General features: G+C 66.2%; 17 protein-coding genes. 8 read left to right on the top strand and 9 right to left on the bottom strand.

Annotated features, from left to right (window positions below; all coding sequences use genetic code 11):
- Positions 1-12: 12 nt before the first annotated feature.
- Positions 13-1,587 (bottom strand): UbiD family decarboxylase, encoded by a 1,575-nt coding sequence (locus tag F6X39_RS15125; protein WP_187617188.1) that lies wholly within the window; start codon positions 1,585-1,587, stop codon positions 13-15.
- A 615-nt stretch (positions 1,588-2,202) separates the two neighbouring features.
- Between F6X39_RS15125 and F6X39_RS15120 the strand changes: the two genes are divergently transcribed.
- The gene (locus tag F6X39_RS15120) at positions 2,203-3,417 is read left to right on the top strand and encodes a transglycosylase SLT domain-containing protein (protein WP_187617187.1); all 1,215 of its coding nucleotides are present in this window, start codon (positions 2,203-2,205) and stop codon (positions 3,415-3,417) included.
- Between the two features lie 95 nt (positions 3,418-3,512).
- On the opposite strand, the gene F6X39_RS15115 is transcribed toward F6X39_RS15120, so the two are convergent.
- The 4 genes from F6X39_RS15115 to ribBA form a co-directional block, all read right to left on the bottom strand.
- Positions 3,513-4,709 (bottom strand): pyridoxal phosphate-dependent aminotransferase, encoded by a 1,197-nt coding sequence (locus tag F6X39_RS15115; protein ID WP_184058097.1) that lies wholly within the window; start codon positions 4,707-4,709, stop codon positions 3,513-3,515.
- Positions 4,710-4,868: 159 nt separating this feature from the next.
- A complete protein-coding gene (gene nusB / locus F6X39_RS15110) occupies positions 4,869-5,303 on the bottom strand; it encodes a transcription antitermination factor NusB (protein WP_187617186.1) in 435 nt (144 codons plus the stop codon).
- Entirely contained in the window at positions 5,300-5,812 is a 513-nt protein-coding gene (gene ribH, locus F6X39_RS15105; RefSeq protein ID WP_013090228.1) for a 6,7-dimethyl-8-ribityllumazine synthase, read from the bottom strand. The genes nusB and ribH overlap by 4 nt, the downstream gene beginning before the upstream one ends.
- A 48-nt stretch (positions 5,813-5,860) precedes the next feature.
- Positions 5,861-6,994, bottom strand: a complete 1,134-nt coding sequence (gene ribBA / locus F6X39_RS15100; RefSeq protein WP_184023248.1) for a bifunctional 3,4-dihydroxy-2-butanone-4-phosphate synthase/GTP cyclohydrolase II — start codon at positions 6,992-6,994, stop codon at positions 5,861-5,863.
- Between the two features lie 328 nt (positions 6,995-7,322).
- Here ribBA and F6X39_RS15095 point away from each other — a divergent pair, with 328 nt between their 5' ends.
- From F6X39_RS15095 to catA, 7 genes are all read left to right on the top strand, one after another.
- Positions 7,323-8,444, top strand: a complete 1,122-nt coding sequence (locus tag F6X39_RS15095; protein ID WP_187617185.1) for an enolase C-terminal domain-like protein — start codon at positions 7,323-7,325, stop codon at positions 8,442-8,444.
- 28 nt (positions 8,445-8,472) lie between these two features.
- On the top strand, positions 8,473-9,510 hold the full coding sequence (locus F6X39_RS15090) for a hypothetical protein (RefSeq protein WP_187617184.1): 1,038 nt from the start codon (positions 8,473-8,475) through the stop codon (positions 9,508-9,510).
- Positions 9,507-10,172 (top strand): gluconate 2-dehydrogenase subunit 3 family protein, encoded by a 666-nt coding sequence (locus F6X39_RS15085; protein ID WP_184053248.1) that lies wholly within the window; start codon positions 9,507-9,509, stop codon positions 10,170-10,172. Before F6X39_RS15090 ends, F6X39_RS15085 begins: the two co-directional genes overlap by 4 nt.
- On the top strand, positions 10,162-11,805 hold the full coding sequence (locus F6X39_RS15080) for a GMC family oxidoreductase (RefSeq protein ID WP_187617183.1): 1,644 nt from the start codon (positions 10,162-10,164) through the stop codon (positions 11,803-11,805). Before F6X39_RS15085 ends, F6X39_RS15080 begins: the two co-directional genes overlap by 11 nt.
- A gap of 305 nt (positions 11,806-12,110) precedes the next feature.
- Positions 12,111-13,247 (top strand): muconate/chloromuconate family cycloisomerase, encoded by a 1,137-nt coding sequence (locus tag F6X39_RS15075; protein WP_187617182.1) that lies wholly within the window; start codon positions 12,111-12,113, stop codon positions 13,245-13,247.
- 27 nt (positions 13,248-13,274) lie between these two features.
- Positions 13,275-13,565, top strand: a complete 291-nt coding sequence (gene catC, locus F6X39_RS15070) for a muconolactone Delta-isomerase (protein ID WP_090801477.1) — start codon at positions 13,275-13,277, stop codon at positions 13,563-13,565.
- Positions 13,566-13,643: 78 nt separating this feature from the next.
- Positions 13,644-14,579 carry a catechol 1,2-dioxygenase gene (catA, locus tag F6X39_RS15065; protein WP_187617181.1) on the top strand — a complete coding sequence of 312 codons (936 nt, stop codon included), beginning with the start codon at positions 13,644-13,646 and terminating at the stop codon, positions 14,577-14,579.
- A 128-nt stretch (positions 14,580-14,707) separates the two neighbouring features.
- Here catA and F6X39_RS15060 read toward each other — a convergent pair whose 3' ends face one another.
- From F6X39_RS15060 to hemL, 4 genes are all read right to left on the bottom strand, one after another.
- Positions 14,708-15,049 carry an energy transducer TonB gene (locus tag F6X39_RS15060; RefSeq protein WP_262414713.1) on the bottom strand — a complete coding sequence of 114 codons (342 nt, stop codon included), beginning with the start codon at positions 15,047-15,049 and terminating at the stop codon, positions 14,708-14,710.
- A gap of 155 nt (positions 15,050-15,204) precedes the next feature.
- The gene (locus tag F6X39_RS15055) at positions 15,205-15,840 is read right to left on the bottom strand and encodes a riboflavin synthase (RefSeq protein WP_187617180.1); all 636 of its coding nucleotides are present in this window, start codon (positions 15,838-15,840) and stop codon (positions 15,205-15,207) included.
- 15 nt (positions 15,841-15,855) lie between these two features.
- Positions 15,856-17,007, bottom strand: coding sequence for a bifunctional diaminohydroxyphosphoribosylaminopyrimidine deaminase/5-amino-6-(5-phosphoribosylamino)uracil reductase RibD (gene ribD / locus F6X39_RS15050; RefSeq protein WP_187617179.1), 1,152 nt, complete (start codon positions 17,005-17,007; stop codon positions 15,856-15,858).
- A gap of 63 nt (positions 17,008-17,070) precedes the next feature.
- Positions 17,071-18,354 carry a glutamate-1-semialdehyde 2,1-aminomutase gene (gene hemL / locus F6X39_RS15045; protein ID WP_187617178.1) on the bottom strand — a complete coding sequence of 428 codons (1,284 nt, stop codon included), beginning with the start codon at positions 18,352-18,354 and terminating at the stop codon, positions 17,071-17,073.
- Positions 18,355-18,377: the final 23 nt, after the last annotated feature.

The following is an 18,377-nucleotide window of genomic DNA, read 5'->3' as shown; positions in this document are numbered from 1 at the left end:
GTCCCGCGCGCGTTACAGGCCGAGGCCCAACTCGTTCCACAAGCTATCGATACGCTGTTTGACTGCGTCGTCCATCACGATCGGGCGGCCCCATTCGCGGTCGGTTTCGCCCGGCCACTTGTTGGTTGCGTCGAGCCCCATCTTCGAGCCGAGCCCGGCTATCGGCGACGCGAAATCGAGATAGTCGATCGGCGTGCGGTCGACGAGCACCGTGTCGCGCGTCGGGTCCACTCGCGTGGTAATCGCCCAGATCACTTCCTTCCAGTCCCGGATATTGACGTCCTCATCGACGACGACGATGAACTTCGTATACATGAACTGCCGCAGGAAGCTCCACACGCCGAACATCACGCGTTTCGCGTGGCCGGGGTAGCTCTTCTTCATTTGCACGATCGCCATGCGGTAACTGCAGCCTTCGGGCGGCAGATAGAAGTCCGTGATCTCGGTGAACTGCTTCTGCAGCAGCGGTACGAACACTTCGTTCAGCGCGACGCCGAGCACCGCCGGCTCGTCGGGCGGTCTGCCGGTGTAGGTGGAGTGATAGATCGCGTCGCGGCGCATCGTGATGCGCTCGACCGTGAAGACCGGGAACCACTCCTGTTCGTTGTAGTAGCCGGTGTGATCGCCATACGGGCCTTCGAGCGCGTGTTCGTACGTGGCCGACGCACCCTTCGACGGACGCGGCGGTGCGCCGGCCGGGGCGGGCGAGGGTGCGCCTTCCTGCGGATAGATGAAGCCCTCGAGCACGATCTCGGCGCGCGCGGGGACCTGCAGACCGTCGACGCCCGGTGTGACGCATTTCGCGAGCTCGGTGCGCCCGCCGCGCAGAAGGCCGGCGAACTGGTATTCGGACAGCGTGTCGGGTACCGGCGTGACCGCGCCGAGAATCGTCGCCGGGTCCGCACCGAGCACGACGGCCACCGGATACGGCTTGCCGGGATTTTTAAGCGCGAACTCACGAAAATCGAGCGCGCCGCCGCGATGCGCCAGCCAGCGCATGATCAGCTTGTTACGCCCGATCAGTTGCTGGCGATAGATACCCAGGTTTTGTCGACTCTTGTTCGGCCCTTTCGTGACGGTCAGTCCCCAGGTGATCAACGGCCCGGCATCGCCGGGCCAGCAGGTCTGAATGGGCAATCTGGCAAGGTCGACGTCATTGCCTTCCCAGACGATTTCCTGGCAGGGCGGTGCGTTGACCGTCTTCGGCGCCATGTCCCACACGGCCTTCGCTAGCGACAGCAGCTTGCCGGCGTCCTTGAGCCCTTTCGGCGGCTCGGGTTCCTTCAACGCGGAGAGTAGCCGACCGACATCGCGCAGCGATTCGAGCGCCGCCTGGTCGCCCGCGCCCGCTTCGGCATCGATGCCCATGCCAAGCGCGACGCGGCGCGGCGTGCCGAACAGATTGCCGAGCACCGGGAACGCGTGCCGCTCGGTGTTCTCGAACAACAGAGCCGGGCCGCCCGCGCGGAGCACACGGTCGCAAAGTTCGGTCATTTCGAGATTCGGCGACACTTTTTGCGAAATTCGGCGCAATTCACCGATCGCCTCGAGGCGGCCGATGAAATCGCGTAAGTCTTTGTATTTCATCTGTGACGGTTCAGGGCCGCATGCACGGCGCATAGGACGGGGAGGCAGGACGAACGGCGTTGGTACCTATCTGACGCAAAAAACGATTGTCGATTTTACCTGCGTTAGCCACCGCACGTAGATCAACCAAATGGTCTAGTCCAAACAGCCAGGGTCGGATCGCCCGAAACGCGCATTGAGCGCGGTTCTCGGGTGACTGAACACTGTTCATAATTACAAATAGTTATAATTCTTAGATTCTATAGTGTTGACGATCTATAAAACCGTGCATAGAATCCGTCCACATTGGTTGCAGGGCGTTAACCTTTTTACCGTCGCCCCCGGTCCTCAGACGCAACGCGTCACCGTTTTGCTTCCCTGCAGGGTAGAACGGCATTATTGAAGTCCCTCACCAGCGTCCACCAACGCTGGTTTTTCGCGTGGGAGCCAAGCCCGATACACATCGAGTATGTGTGGGCTGTTTTTGAGATGGCTCCCAAAACGGTATATGTTGCCGTTTTCCCGACGTCGCTGCTGCCCAACCAGAGAGCACGCGATGTCTTGACTCTGCGAGCGCGCCGTACCGCCTGATTTGTCCCGGCGGAGTTCGCGGATCATGCAAGATGGGAGATCTGAATGAACGCCTGGTTATCGTGGCGTCCCGATGAGCGTATTGCGCAGGTTGTGCGCGGTGCGCTGCGCAGCGGGACGCGACTGAGTCATCACCTGTTCAGCATTGTCGGCGGGATCGCCGTGGTGCTGGCTCTCGCACTGTGGCTGATGCCGACCTGGCGCGGCGCGCTCGCCGCGCGTCTGATGCCGGTCATTTCCGCCGCCGTGCAAGCGGGCCCCGCCCGCCTGCTGCAAGGCAATCCGCTGCCCGCCATCGGACCGACCAGAAACGCCGACGCATCCTCCGACGAATCGCTGTCGGCCAATTCGCCGAACACGCTGACCACGCCGAGTCCCACCGATGGCTCGAACGACGGCAGCATGACCCTCACCGCGGCCACCACCGGCTTCGACGGCGCGTTCGACGGCGCCGGCACGTCGGGCACGAGCGCCACCGCGCTCAACGGCCTCGATCCGCGCACGATGCAGAGCGTCAGCGCGCTCGCACGTCTGATTCCGCAGCAGCGCGTGTCCGCCGATGCACGCGATGACCGCGTGCTCGTGTCGAGCCACGAGCAGGACCTGGTCGCGTCGTACCTCGCGCGGCGTTATCGCGTCGCTCAGGAGCCCGTCGGCGAGCTCGTCAAAGCCGCGTTCGACACCGGCCGCGAAGTCGGCCTCGATCCGCTGCTGCTGCTGTCAGTGATGGCGATCGAATCGGGCTTCAATCCGTACGCCGAGAGCGGCGTCGGCGCGCAGGGCCTGATGCAGGTGATGTCCAAGGTGCATTCGGACAAATTCCAGTATTTCGGCGGCCAACGCGCGGCGCTCGAACCGCTCGCGAACATCAAGGTCGGCGCGCTCGTGCTGAAGGATTGCATCGCGCGTGGCGGCTCGCTGCCGGGCGGCCTGCGTCTGTACGTCGGCTCGACCACGCCGGATGACGGCGGGTACGGCGCGAAGGTGATGGCCGAGCGCGGTCGTCTGCGCGACGTCGCGCGCGGCCGTAAGGTGCCGATCAATGCGCCGCAAGCTCCGGTGCTGACCGCGTCGGCCACGCCGGCGCCAGCCGCGGCGACGAGTGGTGGCAACGGCAAGCGCGTTCAGGTGACGCTGCAAGGCGGTCACGCGCTGAGCCCGGCGACGTCGGCGGTGCACACGCAGCCGGCCGATCAGGACGACGCGAACGTCAATTCGACGACGCGCCACGTGGCGTCGGCGTCGGAGCTGGGGGCTTGAGTTAGACGTTGCCGTGCCGCATGAAAACAAGGACACCCTCGGGTGTCCTTTTTTGCGTCTGGCAGGCCGGTTGCTGCCGAATCAATCCCGATGCGTCAATGCCGCCCGAACAGCTTTGCCAGCCGCTCGACCGCCTCTTCGAGCTTTGGATACGCGGTCGCATACGACAGCCGGATGTAGTCCTTCGGCGCGTGCGTGCCGAAGTCCATGCCCGGCACCAGCACGACCCCGGCATCGTGCAGCATCGCCTTCGTGAGCGCCGCGCTGTCGCCGGCCGCCGGATGCGCGACGCCACGGCAGTCCGCGTACACGTAGAACGCGCCGTCCGGCATCACCGGCACGGAGAAGCCGAGCGATTCGAGCGCCGGCGCGATGAAGTCGCGGCGTCGCTTGAATTCGAGGCGCCGCGCTTCGTAGATCGCGATCGTCTCCGGCTCGAAACAGGCGAGCGCCGCGTGCTGCGCGAGCGCCGACGCGCAGATGAACAGGTTCTGCGCGAGCTTTTCGAACGCGCTGACCATCGCGGGCGGCACGACGAGCCAGCCGAGGCGCCAGCCGGTCATGTTGAAGTACTTCGAGAAGCTGTTGACGGTGACCACGTCGTCGCCGAACGACAGCGCCGACACCGGCTTGGCGTCGTAGCTGAGGCCCTGGTAGATTTCGTCGACGATCGTGAAGCCGCCGCGCGCGCGCACGGCCTTGACGATGCGCTCGAGTTCGGCCGGCTCGATCGACGTGCCGGTCGGATTCGACGGCGACGCGAGCAGCACGCCGCGGGTGCGCTCGCCCCACAGGCGTTCGACGTCGGCGGCGGTCAGCTGGAAGCGCTCGGCCGGCCCGCTCGGCACCATCACCGGCTTGCCTTCGGCGGCGATCACGAAATGGCGGTTGCACGGATAGCACGGGTCGGGCATCAATACTTCGTCGTCGCGATCGACGAGCGCCGCGCACGCCAGCAAGAGCGCGGCCGATGCGCCCGCGGTCACCACGATCCGCGCCGGATCGACGTCGATGCCGTAGAACTCGGCGTAATGCGCGGAAATCGCATCGCGCAGCGCGTGCACGCCGAGCGCGCTGGTGTACTGCGTGACGCCGCGGCGCAGCGCGCTCGCGGCCGCCTCGATGACCGGCTCGGGCGCCGTGAAATCCGGCTCGCCGATGCCCATGTGAATGATGTCGCGCCCCGCGCGTTCGAGCAGCACGGCCTCCTTGGCCAGTTCCATCACGTAGAAGGGCTGGATGGCATCGACGCGCGCGGCAAGCCGCACGAGAGGTTCGGTCACGGAGTTCATACGGTCAGTCCAGTTCAGAAGCAGGACGGCGCCTACCCATCAAATGATGCGTTCATCGATGCGCGCAGCGCCGTCCTTGCGGGCGATCGAGGTGCTTCGCCCTGTGCAGTGCGACGTGGCAGGGAGCCGATGCGCGGCATGGCCCCACCGGCGCCGCGCTCAGCTCTTGCGAGCCGCCTGCGTCTCGGTGGCGCGCAGTTGCGCCGAGAGCTTGTCGAGCACGCCGTTCACGTACTTGTAGCCGTCCGAGCCGCCGAACGTCTTGGTCAGCTCGACCGCTTCGTTGATGACCACGCGATACGGAATGTCGACGTGATTCTTCAGTTCGAACGCGGCGACCAGCAGCACCGCGCGTTCGACCGGCGACAGTTGATCGATCGGACGGTCGAGGCACGGCGCGATCGCGGCGGAAAGTGCTTCGGAATCGCGCATCACGCCATTCAGGATCGCGTCCAGGTGCTCGTGATCGGCCTTGTCGTAACCTTGCGCGCCGCGTAGTTGCGCGTCGATCTCATCGCCGGGCGAGCCCGACAGCAGCCACTGGTAAAGCCCCTGCGTGGCCAGTTCGCGGGAGCGTCGGCGTGCGCTCTTCATGCCTCTTCCTCGTCGTCTTCGTCTTCATCTTCGTCGTCATCGCCGCCGAGCTGCTCGAGCGCGACCGCGAGGTTCGCCATTTCGACAGCCACGCGCGCGGCGTCGCGACCCTTCTCGGTCATGCGCGCGACGGCTTGCTCGTCGTTCTCGGTGGTCAGCACCGCGTTCGCGACCGGAATGCCGAAGTCGAGGCCGATGCGCGTGATGCCCGCGCCGCTTTCGTTCGAAACCAGCTCGAAGTGGTAGGTCTCGCCGCGGATCACCGCGCCGAGCGCGATCAGCGCGTCGAATTGCGCGCTTTCCGCGAGCTTTTGCAGCGCGAGCGGGATTTCCAGCGCGCCCGGCACCGTGACGAGCAGCACGTCTTCGCCGGTCACGCCGAGGCGTTCGAGTTCTTCGATGCAGGAGTCGGCGAGGCCGTTGCAGACGGGTTCGTTAAAGCGCGCCTGGACGATGCCGATGCGCAGTCCGTCGCCGTCGAGATTCGGTTGGTATTGTCCGATTTCCATATGAATTCCGTAGTGTTTGAGTGGGCGCGAGGCGCGTGAGTGGCCGAATCAGAGTTGCGGGGCTTGCGTTTTGCTGCCGGGCATCGGAATGAAGCCCGTGACTTCGAGACCATAACCCGACATGCTGCCGAGCTTGCGTGGGTTCGACAGCACCTGCATCTTGCCGACGCCGAGTTCGCGCAGAATCTGCGCGCCGATGCCGTAGGTCTTGAAGTCGACCGGCCGGCGCTTCAGCGCGTCCGCTTTTTCCTTCGAGTCGAACGCCTTGAAGACGTCGATCAGATGGTCTTTCGAGTCGCCGCAGTTCAGCAGTACGACCACGCCGAGATCGCGTTCTGCGATTTCCTGGATGGCCGCGTCCAGCGTCCACGAATGGGTGGATTCGCCGACTTCGAGCAGATCCAGCACCGACAGCGGCTCGTGCACGCGCACCGGCGTGTCGCGATCGGGCATCGGCGTGCCGCGCACCAGCGCGATGTGCGGCTGGCCGCTCGGCTGATCGAGATACATGACCGCGCGGAACGCGCCGTGCGCGGTTTGCATCGTACGTTCGCAAACACGCTCGACGATCGACTCGGTGCGGCTGCGATAGTGAATCAGATCGGCGATCGTGCCGGTCTTCAGGCCGTGCTCCTTGCCGAACTCGAGCAGGTCCGGCAGACGCGCCATCGTGCCGTCGTCCTTGATCACTTCGCAGATCACCGCGGCAGGCGTGAGGCCCGCGAGCCTCGTGAAGTCGCAGCCGGCCTCGGTATGGCCGGCGCGCACCAGCACGCCGCCCGGCTGCGCCATGATCGGGAAGATATGGCCCGGCTGCACGATGTGCTCGGCCTTGGCGTCCGGCGCAACCGCGGCCGCGATCGTGCGGGCCCGGTCGGCCGCCGAGATGCCGGTCGTCACGCCTTCGGCCGCTTCGATGCTGACCGTGAACGCGGTGCCGTACTGCGTGCCGTTGCGGTAGGTCATCAGCGGCAGGTTCAGTTGCTGGCAGCGATCCTGGGTCAGCGTCAGGCAGATCAGGCCGCGGCCGTAGCGAGCCATGAAATTGATCGCTTCCGGAGTGACAAACTCGGCGGCGATCACGAGGTCGCCCTCGTTCTCGCGGTCTTCTTCGTCGACGAGGATCACCATCCGGCCGGCTTTCAGTTCGGCAATGATCTCTTGGGTGGAGGCGAGCGTCATGTTGGCGAGTTTTTCGGGAAAGCGCGTATTTTACGCCACGCGCGAGCCCAAGTCGCCTCCGCCAGACGACATAGGCCGTTTGGCCGACTGTGACGAGCCGGGCGGGTTTGCCATGCTCGTCGAAACGGTGGGCGCGCGCGCGAATGGCGTTGGCGGCAACGCGAAGTGTGCTCCAGCGCGGCCCGCTTTACGGATTGCAATAGTGCGGAACGGTACTTGCGACGCAGCAGGCAGCTTCGTCTCACTACCACCTGGGGACCGGAATGTCGGGGACCGTTGGCTGTTGCATCAATGAAGGGCGTCACGCGTGCGCGCAAGGAGCGCGTCGATGAAGCGCGGCGCCACGAGCGGGGGCTCGTCGCAAGCGCCCGTGAGCGCGCTGCGCGCGAGCGCGTACCGCATTCCGACCGACGCGCCGGAGGCCGACGGCACGTTCGCGTGGGACGCGACCACGCTGGTCGTCGTCGAGGTCGACGCGGGCGGCGACACCGGCATCGGCTACACGTACAGCGATGCCTGCATCGTCGCGCTGATCCAGGGCGCGCTCGCCGCCTGCGTGCTGAATCACGACGGATTGGACGTCGGCGCGCATTGGCAACGGTTGCAACGCCAGGTGCGCAATCTCGGCCGCGCGGGACTGGCCGCGACAGCCATTTCGGCAATCGACTGTGCGCTGTGGGACCTGAAGGCGAAGCTGCTCGGCGTGCCGCTCGTCGGGCTGCTCGGCGCGTTGCGCCCGGCCGTGCCGGCTTACGGCAGCGGCGGCTTCACCACGTATACGAACCAGCGCTTGCAGCAGCAGTTCGCCGGCTGGGTCGCGCAGGACGGCTGCCGGTGGGTAAAGATGAAAATCGGCAGCGAGCCGGACAAGGACCCGGCGCGCGTCGCGGCGGCGCGCGCGGCGATCGGCGGCGCGGGCCTGTTCGTCGACGCGAACGGCGCGTTCACGCCGCAACGGGCGCTGTACTACGCGCAACGTTTCGCCGAGCACCAGGTGAGCTGGTTCGAGGAGCCCGTGTCTTCGGACGACGAAGCGGGCCTGCGCGGCGTACGCGAGCGCGTGCCGGCCGGCATCGAGATCGCCGCCGGCGAATACGGCTACACGCTCGACGACTTCCGCCACCTGCTCGCGGCGGGGGCCGTCGACGTGCTGCAGGCCGACGCGAGCCGTTGCGGCGGCATCACCGGCTTCCTGCAGGCCGCCGCGCTGTGCGACGCGTATCACGTGCCGCTGTCCGCGCATTGCGCACCAGCGTTGCATCTGCACGTCGCGTGCGCGGCGCCGCGCTTGCGCCATCAGGAGTGGTTCCATGACCACGCCCGGATCGAAGCCATGCTGTTCGACGGTGCGCCGCGGTTGCGCGACGGCCAGATGGAGCCGGACCTGTCGCGGCCCGGTTGCGGGCTCGAGTTCAAGCATGGTGACGCCGAGCGCTACCTCATCAAATAAAGCAGGCCACGACAAGGAAGCGATATCGATGGGCTCTTCACGCGTACCCGGATTGCTGTACACGGCGGCGGCGGTGACGGCCGTCGCGGCGTTGGCCGCGCGCGGCGCTGGAAGACCTGAGTCGCATCGCGAACGGCGTGAGAGCGGCCCGCAACACCACGAGCGTCGGGCATCCGTGACGTTCCCGACGTGTGCCGCCCGCAGCCATCAGCGCGCGCCGGCGCGCGTGCACGCGAGCGAACCCACCGCCGAGGTGGAGGCACACGTCGAAGCGGCCCGCACCTTCAACCACAGCTCCGCGCTGCTCGCGCTGTCGGTGCTCGCCGACAGCGCGATGGAGCACTACCGCGGCTCGTTCGACAACCCCGCGATGTTCACGCCACTCGTCAGCGCGAGTCTGTCGCTCGCCGCGGGCCTGCATGGTGGCGCGGATCGTCGCGGCCAGACGCATCGCGCGCGCCATGCGATCTATCTGAGCGCGGCGGCGACGGGCATCGCCGGCACGGGCTTCCATTTCTACAACGTGATGAAGCGGCCGGGCGGCTGGAGCTGGAACAACCTGTTTCACGCGGCACCGCTCGGCGCGCCGAGCGCGTTGCTGCTGTCAGGCGCGCTCGGTGCCGTCGCCGAACGCTTGCGCGACGAGCCCGCAGACGACCCGCAACTGCTCGGCATGCCGGCCGGTCAGGCGCTCGGTCTGCTGGTCGCGGCGGGTCTCGTCGGCACGGTGGGGGAGGCCGCGCTGCTGCATTTTCGTGGCGCGTTTCAGCATCGCGCGATGTACGCGCCGGTCAGCATTCCGCCCATCACCGCCGCGCTGCTCGCGCATGCCGCGCTGTCCGCTCCGCGCGAGCGCTGGTACACGCGGCTCTGGTTACGCATCACGACCGTGCTCGGCTTTGTCGGCGCGGGTTTTCACGCGCGCGGGATCGCGCGTCGTCAGGGCGGCTGGCGCAACTGGAGCCAGAATCTGCTCGACGGGCCGCCGCTGCCCGCGCCGCCGAGCTTTTCCGCGCTGGCGCTCGCCGGGCTCGCCGCACTGCGTCTGCGGGAGACAGAAAAATGACCAACCGACCACGCTCGACCCGAGCCACCCGCTATCCCGGCTACGACGTGCTCGACAAACGCACGACGCCGTCGTGGGACGCGCACACCCGCGCGGTGATCGCCGAACGCCTCGCGACACCGCTCGAGCCGCGCTTTTTCAACGCGGTCGAATGGCTCGCGGTCACGTCGCTGTGCGCCCGCATCGTGCCGCAAGCGAATGCGCAACCGGTGGTGCCGCTCGCCGCCCTGCTCGACGCGCGGCTCGCCGGCAATGGCAACGACGGCTACCGCGACGCCCGTTTGCCGCCGATGCGCGACGCTTGGCGCATCGGCCTCGCCGCGCTCGATGCCGAGTGCCGCGAGCGCGGCGGCCTGCCGTTCGCGAGCCTCGCGGAGGACACGCAGATCGCGCTGCTCGGCGAGATGCAGCGCGGCGAACTGACGAACCCCGCGTGGCGCGGCATGCCGTCGAAGCTGTTCTTCGGCGAGCGCGTGCTGCACGACATCTGCGGGCTCTACTACTCGCACCCGCACGCGTGGAGCGAGATCGGCTTCGGCGGCCCGGCGAATCCGCGCGGCTATGTGCGCATGTACCTGAACCGGCGCGATCCGTGGGAGGCGGTCGAAGCGACGCCCGACACCCATGAGCAGGCCGCGAAGGAGAACCGCCGTGTCCGATGACGCGCAGCAACGGCCACGCGGCAAGGACGGCCGCGCACCCGACGTGTTCCAGCGCGGCGGCTGGGTGCCGATGCGCACGTACCCCGACGGCGAGGAAGTCGATTTCGCGATCGTCGGCACCGGCGCCGGCGGTGGCACGCTCGCGTGCCGGCTCGCGGAGAAAGGCTTCAAGGTCGTCGCGTTCGATGCCGGCGCGTGGTGGCGTCCGCTCGAAGAGTTCGCGTCGGACGAAGCGCATCAGGAAAAACTGTTCTGGACCGACGAGCGCATCTGCGACGGCGACAATCCGCTGAAGCTCGGCAACAACAACAGCGGCAAGGCGGTGGGCGGCAGCACGGTCCACTTCGCGATGGTGTCGCTGCGTTTTCGGCCCGAGTGGTTCAAGTCGCGCAGCGTGCTCGGTTATGGCGCCGACTGGCCGCTCGACTGGCGCGAGATGTGGCACTACTACGGCGAGGTCGAGGACGCGCTGAAAATCTCCGGACCGGTGAACTATCCGTGGGGGCCGAAGCGGCCGCGCTATCCGTATCGCGCGCATGAGCTGAACGCGGCGGCGCTGGTGCTCGCGCGCGGCGCCGAGGCGCTCGGCATCGGCTGGAGCCCGACGCCGCTCGCGACCCTCTCCGCGCCGCGCGGCCGCGCGCATCCGTGCGTGTACCGCGGCTTTTGCGTATCCGGCTGCGCGACCAACGCGAAGCAAAGCGCGCTCGTCACGTGGATCCCGCGTGCGCTGCGAGCCGGCGCCGAGGTGCGCGATCTGGCGATGGTCGGCCGCGTTGTTACCAACGACGCGGGGCTCGCCACCGGCGTCGAATATCTGCGCGAAGGACGCTGGCGATTCCAGCGCGCGAAGCACGTGGTGGTGGCCGGCTACGCGATCGAAACGCCGCGCCTGTTGCTGATGTCGGCCAATAGCCGCTTTCCCGACGGACTCGCGAACAGTTCGGGACTCGTAGGCAAAAACCTGATGGCGCAGTCGAATCAGGCCGTCTACGGCACCTTCGATGAAGACATCCGCTGGTACAAGGGGCCGCCGTCGCTCGCGCTCACCGAGCACTGGAACTACGAAGACAAGGGCAAAGATTTTTTCGGCGGCTACTGCTACATGAGCCAGGGGCCGCTGCCGAACGGATGGGTCGCGGTGCAGAATGGCCGCGGCTTGTGGGGCGACGCGCTCGGCGCGGAGATGCTCAAGTACAACCACCAGGCGGGGCTGAAGATCGTCGGCGAGATGCTGCCGCAGCAGCGCAACCGCGTGACGCTTGCCGACGAGAAAGACCAGTACGGGCTGCCGATCGCGCGCGTCACCTATTCATGGTGCGACAACGACAAGCGGCTCATCGCGCATTCGCTCGACTTCATGGAGCAGGCGCTCGCGGCCGCCGGCGGCAAGGAGATCTGGCGCGAGACCGACGACACCTGCCACCTGAACGGCACCGCGCGCATGGGTGACGATCCGTCGACGAGCGTCGTCGACGCGGACTGCCGCAGTTGGGACATCCGCAACCTGTGGGTGTGCGACGGCTCGGTGTTTCCGACCGTGGGCGGCGTGAATCCCTCGCTGACGATTCAGGCGATCGCGTGTCGCACCGCCGAGCGCATCGCCGTGCTAGCCGCGCGCGGCGAGTTGTAGGGGCAGTGTTGCCCACGCGCATGAACCGCAGTCCGAAACGATGGAGTACTCACTGCGCGACCCGGATGGTTACACAACATGCTCTCCATGCATCGAACATTGACCCAAGTCATGTTTCAGGCGCAAAAACGGCCTCCTTTTCGATGCCCCACCTGCATGGTGCAATGCAAAATCCATAGAAAGGCCGGGCTTGCTGGCCTCACCATACCCTGCAGGTATGAAAAAGGACAGGAAAAGTATTGGACGGGCCAAACGGGCGAAGGGTATAAAAACATCCAATGAACTCACTTCCCGCCGCAGCCGCCATGACCCAAGCGACCATCGAACGTATCGAAACCCGCCTCGTCGATCTGCCGACGATCCGTCCTCACAAGCTGTCGGTCGCCACGATGTACGGGCAGACGCTGATGCTGGTCAAGGTCTACTGCAGCGACGGCATCGTCGGGATTGGCGAAGGCACCACGATCGCCGGCATGGCCTACGGCCCGGAAAGCCCCGAAACAATGAAGCTAGCGATCGACGCCTACTTCGCCCCGGCGATGATCGGCAAGGACGCGACGCAGATCCAGGCGCTGATGGCGCACCTCGGCAAGCTGGTCAAGGTCAATCATTTCTCGAAGAGCGCGCTCGAAACCGCGCTGCTCGACGCGCAAGGCAAACGTCTCGGCGTGCCGGTGAGCGAACTGCTCGGCGGCCGTCGCCGTGAGCGCCTGCCGGTTGCGTGGACGCTCGCGTCGGGCGATACCGCGAAGGACGTCGCCGAAGCCGAGCACATGCTCGACGTGCGCCGCCACAAGGTCTTCAAGCTGAAGATCGGCGCGAAGGAACTGAAGACCGACATCAAGCACGTCGCCGAGATCAAGAAAGCGGTCGGCGAGCGCGCCGCGGTGCGCGTCGACGTGAACATGGCGTGGAGCGAGACCCAGGCCGCCTGGGCGATTCCGGCGCTGGCCGACGCGGGCTGCGATCTGGTCGAGCAGCCGGTCGCGTCCGCCGCGGCGCTCGCGCGACTGATGCGCCGCTTCCCGGTCGCGCTGATGGCCGACGAAGTCCTGCAAGGCCCGGACAGCGCGTTCGAGATCGCGAAGAACGGCGGCGCCGATGTGTTCGCGATCAAGATCGAACAGAGCGGGGGCCTGTTCGCCGCGCAGCGCGTGGCCGCGATCGCAGATGCCGCCGGCATCGAGCTATACGGCGGCACGATGCTCGAAGGTGCGTTCAGCACGGTGGCGTCGGCGCATCTGTTCGCGAGCTTCGCGAATCTGCAATGGGGCACCGAGCTGTTCGGGCCGTTGCTGATCACCGAAGACATTCTGACCGCGCCGCTCGACTACAGCGACTTCGAACTGACCGTGCCGAACGGCCCGGGTCTCGGCATCGAACTCGACGAGGCGAAGGTCGAACGATTCACGCGAGACGGGCTGATGAAGGTCACCCGCTAAACGGATTCAGATCAAGAGGATTCAACGATGCTTTTCCATGTACGAATGGACGTGCACCTGCCGGTCGACATGCCGGCCGAAGTGGCGAACGAAATCAAGACCCGCGAGAAGGCTTACTCGCAGGAGCTCCAGCGTAGCGGCAAGTGGCGTCATATCTGGCGCCTCGTTGGCGAGTACGCGAATTACAGCATCTTCGATGTAGAGAGCAATGCCGAACTTCACGACATTCTGTCCGGCTTGCCTCTGTTCCCGTACATGAAGATTTCGGTGACGCCTCTGTGTCGTCACCCGTCGTCGATTCGGGACGGCGACATCTGAGCCCAGGGGCCAGGCGCTTTTGACGGCGAGCGCATCCAAAGCCATCTTTTCCCCCTATACCAACTGGAGACAGTCATCGTGAGCGTCAAAGTATTTGAAACCAAAGAAGTGCAGGATCTGCTGAAAGCCGCTTCCAACGTCGATGCCGGGAATGGCAACGCGCGTTTCCAGCAGATCGTTTTCCGTCTGCTGGGCGACCTGTTCAAGGCAATCGATGACCTCGACATCACGCCCGACGAAGTCTGGGCCGGCGTCAACTATCTGAACAAGCTCGGTCAGGACGGCGAAGCGGCGCTGCTCGCGGCCGGCCTCGGTCTCGAGAAGTATCTCGACATCCGCATGGACGCCGAGGACAAGAAGATCGGTCTCGAAGGCGGCACGCCGCGCACGATCGAAGGCCCGCTGTACGTCGCCGGCGCGACGGTGCGCGAGGGCGTCTCGAAGATCGACATCAACCCGGACGAAGACGCGGGCCCGCTCGTGATTCGCGGCACGGTCAAGGATCTGGACGGCAAGCCGGTCGCCGGCGCGGTCGTCGAGTGCTGGCACGCGAACTCGAAGGGCTTCTACTCGCACTTCGATCCGACCGGCGCGCAGAGTGACTTCAACCTGCGCGGCGCGGTGAAGACCGGCGCCGACGGCAAGTACGAGGTCCGCACGCTGATGCCGGTAGGCTACGGCTGCCCGCCGCACGGCTCGACGCAGCAGCTGCTGAACGTGCTGGGCCGTCACGGCAACCGTCCGGCGCACGTGCACTTCTTCGTCAGCAGCGACGGCCATCGCAAGCTGACCACGCAGTTCAACATCGAAGGCGATCCGCTGATCTGGGACGACTTCGCGTATGCAACGCGCGAAGAGCTGATTCCGCCGCTCGTCGAGAAATCCGGTGGCGCGGCGCTGGGCCTGAAGGCCGATACGTACAAGGAGATCGAGTTCAACTTCACGATCACGCCGCTGGTCCAGGGTAAGGACAACCAGCTCGTCCATCGTCTGCGCGCTTCGGCCGAAGCGTAATCGCACGAGGCGGCGCCGTGGCGACACGGCCGCCGCCTTTCGTTGCCAACGGCCGGCGGTCTTGCCGGCCGAATCCCTGAAGCGTCGAGGAGTTGTGACGCCGGACAACGCCGCGTTGACGCGGCGCTTCACCGGGCACGCCGCGATGCCTGAAGGGCGAGGTTGTCGAACGCCGGATTGCCGGACGAGACTTCGACGACCGCGTCGCTGCTCTGTCCACGTTCGTCGACCCATGCACGCACGATCGCATTGGGACGCGGCGCCTGCGCGACCGCAGCGCCGGCGGATATCAGATCGTCGTTGGACAAACCGTAGATGCAGGCCAGGCTCCGCGCGGACACGAAGTGCGGTGTCGACGTGATCGTGGCACTGGCTGCGCCCGTACCGACGATGCAGGCAAGGATCAGCGACGCTTTCGTCAGGTGCACACGCAGCGGATTCCAGCGACGGAGCACGTGCGGCTCTTTCATTGTGTTTGTCAGCTTCGGATCGTGCACGCGCGCTGGGTCACGGCCCCGGATTCGCCTCGCCCAAACCGGCTTGCCGCGCAGATCGATCGCTTTCCCGATACGCACCGAGCATGCGCTCCAGGTATCGCGTAACGGTCTCGAGGCAAGTGGCCAGGTTACGTCGAGGATGGATCGCCATCGCGCGGCGCATTGAGCATCCGTTCGACATAGCGCGCAATCAGATCGATCTCCAGATTCACTTTTACCCCGTCGTGCAGATGCTTGAGCGCCGTCACCTGCACGGTATGCGGAATCAGATTGATCGAAAACTCGCAGCCGTCGTCGCGATCAACGACGGAGTTCACGGTCAGGCTCACGCCATTGACCGTAATCGATCCCTTGTACGCGAGATAACGACCGATGTCGCGCGGCGCGAGAATGCGCAGCTCGTGCGATTCGCCGACCGGGGCGAAACGCGTGACGACACCGAGCCCGTCGACGTGTCCGGACACGATATGTCCACCGAGCCGGTCATGCGCGCGCAGCGCTTTCTCGAGATTGACCTCGCCGGTTTCGCCGAGACCGGCCGTGCGGTTCAGGCTCTCGCGCGACACGTCGACCTCGAACGAATGAGCGCTCTTCGCGACCACCGTCATGCAGGCGCCCTGGATCGTGATGCTGTCGCCGAGCTGCACATCGGCGAGATCGAGCCCGCCCGCCTCGACGTTCAGGCGCACGCCCGCGTCGCCGCCCGTGCCGAGCGGCTTGACTGATTCGATGCGGCCCACTGCCGCGACGATTCCTGTAAACATCGTGCTAGTCCTTGATCATTTCGAAACGGTGGGAGACACGGTGTCGGTCCCGGGTAAGGCTGTCGGCGCGAAACGCGCGAGGATCCGCAGATCGTCGCCGATCCGCTCGACCGTGTGGAAATTCAGCTTCACGCGGTCTTCGAGCTGGTCGGGCGCGTCCAGATTGAACATGCTCATCGAGTCCACGCCGAGCAGGCTCGGCGCGAGATAGACCAGCAGTTCATCGACGCAGCCTTCGCGCAGCAGCGAACCGTTCAGCTTGTAGCCGGCTTCGACGTGCAGCTCGTTGACGTGACGCTCGCCGAGCACGCTCAGCATGCGCGGGAGATCCACCTTGCCGAACGCGTTCGGCAGCGGCACGATCTCGGCGCCGCGCTCGCGCAGCGCGCTCGCGCGTTCTTCGAGACGCGCGTCGAGCTCGCCGCAGAAGATCAGCGTCGGCGCGCCGGCCAGGATCTGCGCGTCGAGCGGCACGTCGAGCTGGCTGTCGATCAGCACGCGGTGCGGTTGGCGCGGTGTATCGACCGCGCGCACGGTCATGCGCGGATTGTCCTCGCGCACAGTGCCGATGCCGGTCAGGATCGCCGACGCGCGCGCGCGCCACGCATGACCGTCGGCCCGCGCGGCCGCGCTCGTGATCCACTGGCTCTCACCCGACGGCAAGCCGGTGCGGCCATCGAGCGACGCCGCCACTTTCATGCGCACCCACGGACGGCCGCGCGTCATGCGCGACACGAAGCCGATGTTCAGCTCCCGCGCTTCGTTCGCGAGCAGCCCGCAGCGCACTTCGATACCGGCTTCGCGCAGCATCGCGAGACCGCGGCCGGAGACCTGCGGGTTGGGATCTTCCATCGCCGCGATCACGCGGCCGATCTGCGCTTCGATCAGCGCGTTCGCGCACGGCGGCGTGCGGCCGAAATGGCTGCACGGTTCGAGCGTCACGTAGGCGGTCGCGCCGCGCAGGTCGTGGCCGCGCGAGCGCGCGTCCTTCAGCGCGCGAATTTCGGCGTGATCCTGGCCGGCCGGCTGCGTGAAGCCTTCGCCGATCACCTCGCCGTTTCTGACGAGCACGCAACCGACCCGCGGATTCGGGTCGGCCGTGTACATGCCGCGCTTCGCGAGCGCGAGCGCGCGTTCCATGTGGACGAAATCGGTTTGCGAGAACATCGGTGTCCGTTGTGGTGCGGTGTCTGGGTCGTGCGCGTTGCGGCCTTTGCTTCGGGCCCGGCTTCAGCCTTTCAACGCTGCGAACGCGCCGCGCGCGGCGTCGATCGTCGCGTCGATCACCGCGTCGTCGTGCGCGCTCGACACGAAGCCGGCCTCATACGCGGACGGCGCGAAGTACACGCCCGCGTCGAGCATCTTGTGGAAGAACGCGTTGAAGCGCGGCACATCGCTCTTCGTGACGTCGGCGAAGCTCGCCGGGATCGATTCGCGAAAGTAGATGCCGAACATGCCGCCGAGCGCATCGGCCGCGAACCGCACGTCCGCTTCGCGTGCCGCCCGCGCGAGCCCTTGCGCGAGACGCGTGGTGCGCGCGGCGAGCGTGTCGTAGAAGCCGGGCGCCTGGATCAGCTGCAGCGTCTTCAGGCCGGCCGCGACCGCGATCGGATTGCCCGACAGCGTGCCCGCCTGATAGACGCCGCCGAGCGGCGCGAGGTGAGCCATGATGTCGCGCCGGCCGCCGAACGCCGCCGCCGGCATGCCGCCACCGATTATCTTGCCGAGGCAGGTGAGGTCCGGCGTGATGCCGTAGAGTTGCTGCGCGCCGCCGAGCGCGACGCGGAAGCCGCACATCACTTCGTCGAAAATCAGCACCGCGCCGTACTCGGTGCACAGGCGCCGCAGCGCCTGCAGGAATTCAGGGGTCGCGCGCACGAGGTTCATGTTGCCCGCGACCGGCTCGACGATCACCGAGGCGATCTCGTTGCCGAACGCCTTGAACGCTTCTTCGAGCTCGGCGACGTTGTTGTATCCGAGCACGGTGGTGTGCTTCGCGATATCGACCGGCACGCCCGCCGAGGTCGGATTGCCGAAGGTCAGGAGGCCCGAGCCGGCCTTCACGAGCAGGCTGTCCGCGTGGCCGTGATAGCAGCCTTCGAACTTGACGATGCGGCTGCGGTTCGTGAAGCCGCGCGCGAGACGCAGCGCGCTCATCGTCGCCTCGGTGCCGCTCGACACCATGCGCACCTGTTCGATCGACGGCACCAGCTTGCAGATTTCCTCGGCGATCTCGACTTCCGACTCGGTCGGCGCGCCGAACGAAAAGCCATTCACGAGCGCGCGCTGCACGGCTTCCAGCACTTCGGGATGAACGTGGCCGAGGATCATGGGGCCCCACGAGCCGATGTAGTCGGTATAGCGCTGGCCGTCCGCGTCCCAGAAGTACGGGCCTTGCGCGCGCTCGATGAAACGCGGTGTGCCGCCGACGGAACGGAAAGCGCGCACCGGCGAATTCACGCCGCCGGGGATCGTGCGTTGCGCGCGTTCGAAGAGGGTTTCGTTTCTGGACATGGCGATGGCTGGAATAGGGAGCA

The sequence above is a fragment of the Paraburkholderia sp. UCT2 genome (genome assembly GCF_014397665.1).
GTDB lineage: Bacteria > Pseudomonadota > Gammaproteobacteria > Burkholderiales > Burkholderiaceae > Paraburkholderia > Paraburkholderia tuberum.
This window is presented reverse-complemented; position numbering and strand designations above follow the sequence as displayed.